Consider the following 14,554-nt stretch of genomic DNA (forward strand, 5'->3'; position numbering starts at 1 on the left):
CAATATGATTCTGCTTTTTCATATCTCTCTCCGCCAAGCTCATCTTCCAACCATACTGTATAATCCTTGTATTGGATTCTTAATTCAGGTAAAGAATATGTGATATCTTTTGCGAAAGTATCATATAGTGCAAACAATTCATTAGTTATTATCTCTGTTGACCAGCCATCACTTATAATATGATTCATTACTAAAACAAATACATACATATTATCAGATATCTTAATCACTTTAGCCCGAACTAAAGAATCTGCTGATAAATCAAAAGCATATGTTGTTTCATTTTCAATAATTTCTTTTATTTTTTGATCGGAGGCAGCGTCAGCAGCTAAAGTTAAATCTATAGATTGTAGTTGAAATTTAATTTCATCCATTCCTAATATAACCTGCCTTATTTCTCCTTTACTTTCTTTAAAGATTGTCCTTAAAGATTCATGACGTTCCACAAGCCCCATAAAAGCTTTTTCAAGAGCGGAAAGTGATAGTTTCCCCTTTATTTCGAGAATATTCATCATATTATAAGCTGTTCTTCCACCCCCAAATTGATTCAAAAGCCACATTCTGCGTTGAGAAGAAGATAGTGCATAATCCGATTGCTCAGGTGCTTTAGAGATAGGTGCAAATTTCTTTTTTGCCTTATACAATTTAAAGAATTCAATCAATCCGTTTTTATGATATTTAATTTCATTTAATAAATCTGGAGTCATAACTCCTTTTGGAGCTTGAATATCTAGCTTTTCATCAATAAAATTAATTTTAATATTAGACTCTGCTAATCTTTTTAGAAGATCTTCCATTTTTTGTTTATTAAAATTATTAAATTACTGTTCTTTCTTTTATTTCTTCATTACCTGATTTCCTCTCATTATCTTTAATTTTCTTATCCCCGAATTTATAGGTAATTGAAACTCTAACATATTGATTATCATAATAATACGCCCCTTTTTGGAAAATTCCATTCACTGTTGAGCTTATATTTTCTTTTTCAGTTCTAAACAAATCATTCACTTTTAGGGAGATTTTAAGATTTTTATTCATCATCATATATTGTATGGTAAATGATAATGAACTCATGGATTTATTCGTATAAATCCCATTAACACCTGGAAAACTATACCAGTAATTCAAATTAAAAAGCAATGTTTTTTTTGTATTTAAATTAAAATCATTACTTGTAGATATTCTTGAATTAAGGCCTTTTTGTACTCTTTGAGTAATTTCCAGATTAGATTTAGAAACTGTATAATTTACGTCAATCGCATTATTACTTATCCACCATTTGAATTGATCAAAAATGTAATTCTCGGAAATTCCAAAACGTTGAGTATTGATATAGTTTTTATTGGTAAAGCGAATTATGTTTGTATTTGGATCTGCAATAGGAATTTGGGAAAATAAATTTTTTTCATTACTGAAGTAAAATTTACTCTCTAGTTTCTTATACGTATAAGTTAATTCACTATTATCTATAAAAGCTGGTTGTAAAAAAGGATTACCTTCTATCATTTGAAAAGGGTTAATAAAAGAGATATTAGGATTTAGATCATTAAATTGAGGTCTATCAACTCTTTTACTATAACTAAGCGTAAATGTTGAATTATCATTTGGAGTGTATGATATATAGGAAGTTGGAAATATTTTTAAATAATTATTTTTTGTAGACTGAACTAAAGTTTCAGAAAATGTTTTTGTTTGAGTTGCTTCCATTCTTAAACCAAACTGAATTTCCCAGTTCTTATTGAATTTTTTATTCCCTGAGACATATAACGCCTCAATATTTTCAATGTACTCAAAAGCAGTATTGTTTAATGGCAATTCTGAGACCGGATCATCAATTATGCCACTGTTAAAAGCCGAAATATAATTATGTATCTCTGAATTTGATATTTTTCCACCTAAACTCCAATTTACCCACTTTGTAGGAATTTCAACATCTATCTTTCCTGATAAATTTATAATATTTTGATTATTTTTATTTATACCCCCAAAATATTTTGTGGAATATGGAGAATTAATAACTGAAACTCCTGAATAGCTTTTAACATCTTTATTATTAAAATTTAAATAATCCAGATTTACCATAATCTTTTTACCTAAAGAATCCAATTTGAAATCATTATAAAAATTTAATAATATAATATTAGGGTTTTGCTTGTTTTCTCCATTAGACAACATATATCGAGTAATGTCATTTGTTTTAGAATCGTATACAGGAGTATATGGATTATCTGTATAAACAGGGTTATTACTATTAAATAAAACTTGGCTTCCAACAGTCCAATTGGGTGACAATTGATAATCAATACTTATTTTTCCATTTTTACGTGCATAGCTAGATTTGTATGGTGATTTTGTATACCACAGACCATCAGGAAAATAAGCATAATCATTTTGATCTGTATTCATGATACCTTCTTTATAGTTGAGAGAACCCGAAATAGATATCTTATTTTTGTTGTAATAAAAATTTCCCATAACTGCTTCTTCACCGTAAACTCGCTGGAGATAAGAAGAGCCAAGCAATGCACTCCATGCGTCTTTCTTACCTTTTCTTAAAATAATATTTATTAAACCACTATTGCCTGAAGCTTCGTATTTTGCTGGTGGATTTGTAATTACTTCTATACTTTTAATGTCATCCGACGGAATAGACTTCAAATAGTTTGCTAAATCCTGGTCTGAAAGCTGAACGATCTTATCATTAATCATAACCGAAAGAGTATTTTTACCGATAATTGTAATCTTATCATTTTGTACTTTAACTCCCGGAGCTATGGAAAGCATATCCAATGCATCACCACCTGAAGCACTAATAGAATTTTCAACATTAAAAATCAATCGGTCTATCTTTCTTTCTATGAGCTTCTTCTTGCCTGTGATTGATATTCCTTCTATTTGAGTTGCATTGTCAACAGTTATAGTGCCCAAATCTAAATTCGTTTCTAATTGTAAATTCTTTGAAAATAATATTTTATTAGCTTTTCGTACTTGCAATTTGTAAAAACCTTGTTTAGCTTCTAAACTGAAACTTCCATTTCCATTTGTAAGTTCACTCTTAATCATGTCAGAATCTTTAAGCACTAAAATAATTTCTGCAGATTCAACAGGTGTATTTACTGTAGTTTCAATTTTACCTGTAATTCTTATTTGAGCATATAATGATATATTTAATAGTATTAGCAATAGAAACGCTATTTTTTTCATAATAACTTTATTTATATTACTATTATTATAATGTAAATTGCTCAAACTCAAGATTACCTTTATCATCTTTTACGTCAACAATATTATAGATTGAAAGGGTATTTTTAATCAGAGTTGCCTGCTCTTCTAATATTGCATATTTAAATAATTCGCCTAAAGAAATTCTTATATCAAACTCTTTATAAATAAGACTGACTAATCTTGTAGCATTTAAGCTATGACCACCCAACTCAAAGAAGTTATCACTAATTCCTACTTTTTCTATTCCCAATACTTCCTGCCATATTTTCACCAGTACTTCTTCTGTTTCATTTCTTGGGGCTACATATTCTCTTCTGATTAGATCTTCGCCAGTAACTCCCGGCAATGCTTTATGGTCAACTTTACCATTGAGCGTTAACGGAACTATTTCCAGTTCTATAAAAAATCCGGGTACCATATATTCAGGTAACTTACTCAGTAAATACTCTCGAAGCTCAACCTTATCGATTTCAAATCCCTCATTTTTTGTATAATAAGCGACCAATACTTTTTCTCCGTTTACTTCCTTAGTTAAGGCAACGACTTGTTTAATAGCAGGGCTGAACTGAAAGATAGCGGTCTCTATTTCTCCTAGCTCTATACGATATCCTCTGATCTTTACCTGGAAATCTTTTCTCCCTAGAAATTCTATATTTCCATCAGGTAACCATTTCGCTAAATCTCCTGTATCATACATTTTATTATCCGTCTCAAATGGATTATCTATAAACTTCTCCAAGGTTAATTCAGGTTTATTTAGATAGCCTCTGGCTACTCCTACACCTGAAATATAAAGATTTCCAACTACACCAATAGGTACCAAGTTTAAATCCGAATCTAATATATATAAGTGTGTATTGTCTATTGGTTTTCCAATCGGAATACTAGATCCTCCTCTAAATTCAGAACAATCATAATAACTTACATCAATACTAGCTTCTGTTGGACCATATAAATTCATTAATGAAACTTTCGCCAAAATCTTATAGAATAATTCTTTCTGAGAAATTGTCAATGCTTCCCCACTTACAAATACTTGCTGTAAACTATCTACTTTTTTAATAAACTCTTTATTTGAATTCAAAAAGTTTAAGAATACCATAAGCATTGAAGGAACAAAATGGATTACTGTTACTTTGTTCTCACTTATATTCTCAATTATATCAAGAGGGCTTTTTTCATATTGAGGTTTTATAATCGAAAGTTTAGCTCCGTATATACTCCACCACAATAATTCCCAAACAGATACATCAAAAGAATATGTGGTTTTTTGGATTAATGTATCTAAATTACTCAAAGGATATACTTTTTGCATCCAAGTCAAGCGATTAACTAATCCATTATTTTCAACCATCACCCCTTTAGGTTTACCTGTGGAACCAGAAGTATAAATAACATATGCCAAACTATCTGGTTGGCTAATGATAGGAAGATTCTCTTTAGTATACTTTAATTGTTCTTCTTGTATATCCTTCTTGAAAATCTCTAAAAAGTGTTCATTAACAATCAACTTTGCATTAGTATCACTTATCATATAATCAATCCTTTCCTGAGGATAGTTAGGGTCTATAGGAACATAAGCAGCCCCGGATTTCAAGATCCCCAATATACCAACAATCATATCCTCACTTCGCTCTAGCTTGATTCCTACCAAATCATCTGAATGGATATCATAATGCTCCCGCAGATAACCACCCAACTGATTCGATCGATCATTAAGTTCCTGATAAGTCAAATGAACATCTTCAAAAACTACTGCTACATGATCGGGCGTCCTGCCTACCTGCTCCTCAAATAACTGAACTATCGTCTTGTCATTCGGATATTCACTAGCACTATCGTTAAATTGATACAGTAATTCGGAACGTTCTGTTTCGGTTAAATAACTAAAATCTCTTAAAGGCTGATCGCTGTTAACACTAAACTCCTGTATTAAATTATATACATGACCCTGCAGCTTTTTAATGAATGATGGGTCATATTTTTCTGTATTATATCTAAATTCTAAGGTTAAGGAGGAGGAGGAAGGTGCGACTATGATATTAAAGTCATAGTTCGTCTGTTCGAATACATCAATCGACTCTATTGTGATATCCTTTTCCTGCTGATTTTGTATATCTTCTTTTATTACCTCCTGTACAGGTAGATTCTCAAAAACCATGATATGATTAATCAAATTTCTTCCCAGTTCACTTTGAGACTGTACTTCTGATAAATTCTGATAATGGTGCATATTCCCCGAAATAGCAGCTGACTGTACTTCTTTTAATAATCCTACCGGAGTATCTTCTGTATTATAGCGTATTCTTACCGGAATGGTATTGATAAATAACCCCACCATATTTTCAACTCCTTCTAAATCACCTGGCCTTCCCGAAACCACTGCTCCGAATACAACATCTCCTGTATTGTTATATTTGGATAATAAATAACCCCAAATTACCTGGATAAACGTATTCTGAGTTACATCTATCTGATTACATAGTCTGCTTACACCATCATATAACTCACCTTCAATAACTAAACTATCAATTGACTGATGATAGTTTTTAGTCTCTGATGCTACATCTTCTTTAAAGGGAATATGGGCAATATGATGGTATCCTGACAGGTAGTTCTTCCAATAAAGTAAGGAATCATCAGTATCTATCTGATCCAGCCATTTGATATAGTTTGAATAAGGTAGTGCCTTAGGAAGGGAATCCTCAACTCTATTCAGTATAGAATTCAATATAGAGTAAAAATCATTGATCAAAATACTCATGCACCAACCATCGATAAGGATATGATGATGACTCCAGATAAATTCATATTCTGCATTACCCAGATTCACTACCTGTAAGCGCATCTGAGAGGCCTTGGTTAAATCAAATCCGCATTCACGGTCATTGAACTTAATGTCTTGTATATAATCATCTCCCTGTACTCCATCAGGAACTTCTTTATATGAAAAGTTAAGCGGTACGCTCTTGCGCACTATCTGAAGAGGAAAGTCGGCAAAGTCAGTGGTGAAACTTGTCCTTAATATTCTATGCCTTGCTATCAGCCTACCATAAGCCTCTCTTACAGACTCAATAGCTAATTCAGGGGCTTTGATCTTATAAGACATCTGCTCAAAATAGATTGAAGTCGATTTCTCAGAAAGCCAGTGATAATAGATACCCTGCTGTAAAGGGGAAAGTTTATAGATATCTTCCAGATCATCATTTGTATTGAGTCCGGATAAGTCATCTAGACTTAATCCTTTAAAGGTCAAATCAGAAGGGGTAAGATGGGTATCTTTATCTCTGCTTAGCTCATCTATAATTCTAATAAGACTATTCTCATAAGAGGCTCCCAAATCCTGAACTGAGCTGAGATCGTACAGAGCTGTAGAGAAATCTATGGACATGATAAGCTCTCCGGATACCAACATCCCGGATACGCGTAAATTAATATCATTTTCATTCTCTCCAGAGATACTGCTCCCTATGTCTTCGGAAGAATATTCAAATAAGGAGGCAGAAGTATGGGCCGCATTGTCTCCAAAGTCTCCTAAATAATTAAACTCTATACTCGGGGTTAGTCTATCAGTAAAATCTTCTGATAGATACTTCAAGATCCCATACCCAATACCTTTATTAGGAATTTTACGTAGTTCTTCTTTAACCCTAATAAGGTTCATTCCTACTGATGGGGAATCTGAAACACTTAGAACAAATGGATAAGCAGAAGTAAACCAGCCTATAGTTCTGCTAATATCAACATCTTCTATAATAGATTCTCTACCATGCCCTTCCATCCTGATGACACTTTTATCTAATCCTAAAGTTTCTTTTAATGCCAGACCCAAGCCCGTTAACAATACATCATTGATCTCTGTATTATAAACTCCATGCACTTGGGTCTGTAGTAATTCTGTTGAAGAAGCATTTAAGGTAAAGGAAACATGGCCATCTAATATATTGCCTAAGTGATCTGAATCAATATCTACAGGAAAATCCGGTATAGACTGCTCTGATAAATGGTCCCAATAAGTCCTTTCACTATCTAATGCTTCTCCATAAGCGTATTCCTTTTGTAAAGATGCCCAACGCTGAAAAGAGTCTGTCTTTAGGGGTAACTTAGCAAAGTTACCGGATAAGTATTGATCATAAAGGCTGGATAGGTCCTCCAGTAAGATCCTCCAGGATACTCCGTCTATTACCAAGTGATGTACAATTAATGCTAAACGGTCACCATCCTTTAATCGAAAATGCCCAACTTTAAATAAAGGACCGCTTTCCAAATTGATACCAGACTGCAGAGATGATCCTAATCGGGACATTTCTTCAAGATCATTATCGTGTAATTGTAAATCATAAAAAGAAACAATAGTCTGATCTGCTGATATACTCTGATTAATTTGTTCCCAACCTTCTTTATTGTTTTGATAAACCATTCTCAAGGCATCATGATGGGATGTCAAAAATGAAATACTCTTAGCTAAAGCATCCTGATTCAGCTCTTTTTTACTTTTCAGTACTACTGACTGGTTAAAATGATGGTGTACTTTAAAGATACTGTCTTCAAAAAAATAACGCTGTATCGGGGTAAGGTCTACTTTACCTATAACTTCTGATTGGTCTGCAATACGGGTGTTAACTTCCATATATGGCGCCAAATCCTCTAAAATCGCTACTTTTAGGATATCATTAACTTTAAGGCTATAACCTTTCTGTTTTAGACGAGAAACAACCTGAATGGATTTAATGGAATCACCGCCTAGGTTATAAAAATTATCTGTTATGCTTATAGGGCCCCTTTTTAGGACATCTTCCCAAACAGAAACCAATAATTTTTCTTCAGGAGATTTAGGTGCTACATATTCTTTTCTGATTAAATCTTCACCAGTAACTCCAGGCAGTGACTTACGGTCAATCTTACCATTGGACGTTAAGGCAATGGACTCCACTTCTACAAAGAAGCCTGGAATCATATATTCTGGTAGTTTACTTTGAAGATATGCTTTGAGTTCGGTTTTATCTATTTCAGATCCTTTATCTTTTGTATAATAAGCTGCCAGTACTTTTTCACCGGCAATCTCTTTCGCGGAAGCAACTACTTGTTTGATACCCTGACTGAATTGGGACATCGTAGTCTCTATCTCTCCAAGCTCTATCCTATACCCACGGATCTTGACCTGATCGTCTTTTCTTCCCAAATATTCAATCTCTCCATCTGGTAGCCATCTTCCCAAATCTCCAGTATTATACATCGTTAACCCTGTCTCAAAGGGATTAGCAATAAATCTCTCAGTGCTAAGGTCTGCTCTGTTAAGATATCCACGCGTAACCCCAAGACCTGATACATAAAGCGTTCCTGTAACACCAATAGGAACTATATGAAGCCCTTCATCCAACAGGTAAACCTGAGTATTGGAGATGGGACTCCCTATCGTGATAGGACTATCTTTTTCTATTTTCTTTACCATACAACCTACCGTACTCTCCGTAGGACCGTATTCATTATAAATGATAAGGTCTTGATGATCTGCTAAAAGAGCTGTAACATGCTGGGGTAATAATGGCTCTCCTCCAACGATAATGGTCTTAAGGGAGCTTCCTATAAAATCTACATCTTTTAATAATTCCAGATGCGACGGGGTAAGCTTGATCGTATCCAAACCGGGAGTGGTAAGATAATCATGCAAAATCTCATAAATATCCTGTTCAGGGCTCAGTACTTTTATAAAATTACCTCTAACCAGCGGTAAGAAGATACTCGTAATCGTTAAATCGAACGATAAGGAACTGAATAATCCAAAGTTTCCTGCCTCAGGACTCGAAAAGTAATAATCGGAACCCCACATTAAATAATTATACAGGTTGCCATGGTCAACCATAACTCCTTTAGGTTGCCCCGTAGAGCCGGAGGTGTAAATTACATAGGCCAGATCTGACGTACTGCTGACTCTTTCAGGATTACCCATACCATAGCGGAACCGCTCCAGGTTATATAGCATAAGCTCTTCTTCATCAAGGATCACTTTACAATTACTTGAACTCTGCATATAATCAATCCTTTCCTGAGGATATTGAGGATCGATAGGAACATATCCTGCGCCGGATTTAAGGATCCCCAGCAAAACAACAATCATATGATCGGACCTTTCCATACGGATCCCGATCAGGTCACCTGGTACGATGGAATACTTGTCCCGTAAATATAATGCCAGCTGGTTTGATCTCTCATTTAACTTCTGGTAGCTTAATTCGGTAGTACCAAATATAACGGCTGGCTTATCTGGGGTGGAACAAACCTGAGATTCAAATAAATCAATAATTGTATGTTCTCTGGAATATTCAACAGATGTTGCATTAAAATCATGAACCAACTCATCTTTTTCTGAAGCCATCAGATAGTCTATACCTGATATAGATTGGTCCGGAGCAGAAATAACTTCTTCCAAGACCTGTTCAAAATGATTCAACAGCTGAACCATAAACTCATTTGAATAGATATCGCTATTGTAAGTGAGACCCAGCACGAGGCCTGTAGGGGTTTCTGAAAAATTGAAATGTAAATCAAAACGACTGATGGAGCTACCCGTATCTTCATATGATTTTATGAGGAAGGGTTGGTTTGCCGACCTATCTGAAGTCTCCTCACCTATAGTATGATTATTTTGTAAATCGACCATCACATCAAACAAGGCATTCCTACTCACATCACGAGTTAATGACAGATCTGAGATAAGCTCATCTAAAGGATAAGCCTGATGAGCATAGGCATCTAATGTCATCTTCTTGACACGACCTAGCAAAGACCTAAAATTATCGTCTTCTTTAAAACGCGTCCTTAACGGTAAGGTATTGATATAGAAACCGATCTGGTCGGATAAATCAAAATGTTCCCGGGCTGTAACAGCGCTGCCGATGATGATGTCATCCTGACCACTATAACGGTATAACAGAACATTGACCATGGAAAGAAGGGACATAAATAAAGTACTCCCTTCTTGCTGGTTAAGAACATTGAGCTTATGTAACGAGGCCAAAGGGATCTCCTTGATCAGAACACTCCCCGCATATGTCTTTACCGCTGGACGGGGATATTGTGAGGGTAAAGAAAGAACAGGAAGATCGCCTGTAAATTGGTCCTGCCAATAAGACTTATGCGCCGTAAGCATATCACCCTCAAGTTGAGACTTTTGCCAAAAAGCATAATCCTTATAATGAATCCTTAGGGGTGCGGAAGCTGAAAAGCTACCCCGTAAATGGGACTCATAATATTCAAATAATTCTTTTACCATGATCTCCATAGACCAACCGTCGCTGATAATGTGATGCATTACCAAAATGAATACATATTTTGATTCTGATAACTGCAAAAGACGAATACGTAATAAGGGTCCCCTGGACAGATCAAACGGCTTATGCTTCTCCTCTTCAACTATCTCTGAAAGCCTTGATTCATTACCGTCTATCCGAAGGTCATCATAACCCAATTGAAAACCTACATCTTTAAAATCCAATATATACTGACGCGCTTCTCCCTCTTCTTCTTTAAAAACAGTTCGCAGGGATTCATGACGTTCCAACAAGTACATAAAGGATGATTCCAGTAAAGAGATATCAAGGGAACCTTCAAACTCGTAAAAACCAGGAAGATTATACGCTGCATTCCCCTCATCAAACTGACTCAGAATCCATAAACGCTGCTGGGAAGACGATAAGGGATAACTGGACTGTAATGGTCCGCAAGGAATAGAACTATAAGTGCTTGCTTCCTTTTCATAACTTCTTAAAAATTTTATTAACTCTGGCTTATGTAATTTTATTTCCTCTAATAACTCTTTTGTTATAATACCTTTTGATGCATCTAAATTAAGATTATCATCTACTAATTTAACGGTAATATTTAAATCAATTAATCTTTTTAATAATTTTTTCATTAAAATAATTTTATTCAGATATGTATAATCCTAAATTGTATAATTTTCTCTTTCATTCGAATTCTGCAGATGTCCCGCTTCTGAAAGGCTTTCTTTAACAATTAAGACATTCTCTATAAATATTGCTTGTTGCTCAAGAGTAATTTTCTCGAATAATTCACTTAAAGAAATTTTCACATTAAATTCTTTATGAATAAGAGTTATTAATCTTGTTGCACTTAGGCTATGTCCTCCCAACTCAAAGAAACTGTCGGTAATACTCACTCTATCTGCTCTCAGTACTTCCTGCCAAATTACGGCTAGTCTTTTTTCTGTATCATTTCCGGGTGCTACATATTCTTTTCTGATTAAATCTTCACCAGTAACTCCAGGCAGTGACTTACGGTCAATCTTACCATTGGACGTTAAGGCAATGGACTCCACTTCTACAAAGAAGCCTGGAATCATATATTCTGGTAGTTTACTTTGAAGATATGCTTTGAGTTCGGTTTTATCTATTTCAGATCCTTTATCTTTTGTATAATAAGCTGCCAGTACTTTTTCACCGGCAATCTCTTTCGCGGAAGCAACTACTTGTTTGATACCCTGACTGAATTGGGACATCGTAGTCTCTATCTCTCCAAGCTCTATCCTATACCCACGGATCTTGACCTGATCGTCTTTTCTTCCCAAATATTCAATCTCTCCATCTGGTAGCCATCTTCCCAAATCTCCAGTATTATACATCGTTAACCCTGTCTCAAAGGGATTAGCAATAAATCTCTCAGTGCTAAGGTCTGCTCTGTTAAGATATCCACGCGTAACCCCAAGACCTGATACATAAAGCGTTCCTGTAACACCAATAGGAACTATATGAAGCCCTTCATCCAACAGGTAAACCTGAGTATTGGAGATGGGACTCCCTATCGTGATAGGACTATCTTTTTCTATTTTCTTTACCATACAACCTACCGTACTCTCCGTAGGACCGTATTCATTATAAATGATAAGGTCTTGATGATCTGCTAAAAGAGCTGTAACATGCTGGGGTAATAATGGCTCTCCTCCAACGATAATGGTCTTAAGGGAGCTTCCTATAAAATCTACATCTTTTAATAATTCCAGATGCGACGGGGTAAGCTTGATCGTATCCAAACCGGGAGTGGTAAGATAATCATGCAAAATCTCATAAATATCCTGTTCAGGGCTCAGTACTTTTATAAAATTACCTCTAACCAGCGGTAAGAAGATACTCGTAATCGTTAAATCGAACGATAAGGAACTGAATAATCCAAAGTTTCCTGCCTCAGGACTCGAAAAGTAATAATCGGAACCCCACATTAAATAATTATACAGGTTGCCATGGTCAACCATAACTCCTTTAGGTTGCCCCGTAGAGCCGGAGGTGTAAATTACATAGGCCAGATCTGACGTACTGCTGACTCTTTCAGGATTACCCATACCATAGCGGAACCGCTCCAGGTTATATAGCATAAGCTCTTCTTCATCAAGGATCACTTTACAATTACTTGAACTCTGCATATAATCAATCCTTTCCTGAGGATATTGAGGATCGATAGGAACATATCCTGCGCCGGATTTAAGGATCCCCAGCAAAACAACAATCATATGATCGGACCTTTCCATACGGATCCCGATCAGGTCACCTGGTACGATGGAATACTTGTCCCGTAAATATAATGCCAGCTGGTTTGATCTCTCATTTAACTTCTGGTAGCTTAATTCGGTAGTACCAAATATAACGGCTGGCTTATCTGGGGTGGAACAAACCTGAGATTCAAATAAATCAATAATTGTATGTTCTCTGGAATATTCAACAGATGTTGCATTAAAATCATGAACCAACTCATCTTTTTCTGAAGCCATCAGATAGTCTATACCTGATATAGATTGGTCCGGAGCAGAAATAACTTCTTCCAAGACCTGTTCAAAATGATTCAACAGCTGAACCATAAACTCATTTGAATAGATATCGCTATTGTAAGTGAGACCCAGCACGAGGCCTGTAGGGGTTTCTGAAAAATTGAAATGTAAATCAAAACGACTGATGGAGCTACCCGTATCTTCATATGATTTTATGAGGAAGGGTTGGTTTGCCGACCTATCTGAAGTCTCCTCACCTATAGTATGATTATTTTGTAAATCGACCATCACATCAAACAAGGCATTCCTACTCACATCACGAGTTAATGACAGATCTGAGATAAGCTCATCTAAAGGATAAGCCTGATGAGCATAGGCATCTAATGTCATCTTCTTGACACGACCTAGCAAAGACCTAAAATTATCGTCTTCTTTAAAACGCGTCCTTAACGGTAAGGTATTGATATAGAAACCGATCTGGTCGGATAAATCAAAATGTTCCCGGGCTGTAACAGCGCTGCCGATGATGATGTCATCCTGACCACTATAACGGTATAACAGAACATTGACCATGGAAAGAAGGGACATAAATAAAGTACTCCCTTCTTGCTGGTTAAGAACATTGAGCTTATGTAACGAGGCCAAAGGGATCTCCTTGATCAGAACACTCCCCGCATATGTCTTTACCGCTGGACGGGGATATTGTGAGGGTAAAGAAAGAACAGGAAGATCGCCTGTAAATTGGTCCTGCCAATAAGACTTATGCGCCGTAAGCATATCACCCTCAAGTTGAGACTTTTGCCAAAAAGCATAATCCTTATAATGAATCCTTAGGGGTGCGGAAGCTGAAAAGCTACCCCGTAAATGGGACTCATAATATTCAAATAATTCTTTTACCATGATCTCCATAGACCAACCGTCGCTGATAATGTGATGCATTACCAAAATGAATACATATTTTGATTCTGATAACTGCAAAAGACGAATACGTAATAAGGGTCCCCTGGACAGATCAAACGGCTTATGCTTCTCCTCTTCAACTATCTCTGAAAGCCTTGATTCATTACCGTCTATCCGAAGGTCATCATAACCCAATTGAAAACCTACATCTTTAAAATCCAATATATACTGACGCGCTTCTCCCTCTTCTTCTTTAAAAACAGTTCGCAGGGATTCATGACGTTCCAACAAGTACATAAAGGATGATTCCAGTAAAGAGATATCAAGGGAACCTTCAAACTCGTAAAAACCAGGAAGATTATACGCTGCATTCCCCTCATCAAACTGACTCAGAATCCATAAACGCTGCTGGGAAGACGATAAGGGATAACTGGACTGTAATGGTCCGCAAGGAATAGAACTATAAGTGCTTGCACGGGATTCTTCTACCAGTATTGCTTGTTCTTCAAGACTGTTCTTTTCGAATAATTCTCCTAAGGAAAGCTTTACTTCAAATTCTTTATGTATAAGGCTAATTAATCTTGTTGCACTTAAGCTATGACCCCCAAGCTCAAAGAAATTATCGGTAACTCCCACTTGATCTATTCCCAG

At 35.7% G+C, this 14,554-nt stretch carries 4 protein-coding genes; all 4 read right to left on the reverse strand.

Annotation, left to right across the window (positions count from 1 at the left end; all coding sequences use genetic code 11):
• The coding region (locus SB679_RS22930) for a condensation domain-containing protein (RefSeq protein WP_410704611.1) at positions 1-797 on the reverse strand (797 nt) is incomplete at its 3' end.
• A gap of 19 nt (positions 798-816) precedes the next feature.
• Positions 817-3,204 (reverse strand): TonB-dependent receptor domain-containing protein, encoded by a 2,388-nt coding sequence (locus tag SB679_RS22935; protein WP_410704612.1) that lies wholly within the window; start codon positions 3,202-3,204, stop codon positions 817-819.
• A 25-nt stretch (positions 3,205-3,229) separates the two neighbouring features.
• Positions 3,230-11,140 (reverse strand): amino acid adenylation domain-containing protein, encoded by a 7,911-nt coding sequence (locus tag SB679_RS22940; protein WP_410704613.1) that lies wholly within the window; start codon positions 11,138-11,140, stop codon positions 3,230-3,232.
• A gap of 30 nt (positions 11,141-11,170) precedes the next feature.
• Positions 11,171-14,554 (reverse strand): amino acid adenylation domain-containing protein (locus SB679_RS22945; RefSeq protein ID WP_410704614.1); only part of this gene is annotated, 3,384 nt, incomplete at its 5' end.

Origin of the sequence: Chryseobacterium sp. SIMBA_029, from assembly GCF_046535275.1 — a bacterium.
GTDB lineage: Bacteria > Bacteroidota > Bacteroidia > Flavobacteriales > Weeksellaceae > Chryseobacterium.

What these genes read in the sequence shown, in the direction of transcription:
- SB679_RS22940 (WP_410704613.1), bottom strand. Translation starts at nt 11,140, where the DNA reads ATGAAAAAATTATTAAAAAGATTAATTGATTTAAATATTACCGTTAAA.
- SB679_RS22935 (WP_410704612.1), bottom strand. Translation starts at nt 3,204, where the DNA reads ATGAAAAAAATAGCGTTTCTATTGCTAATACTATTAAATATATCATTA.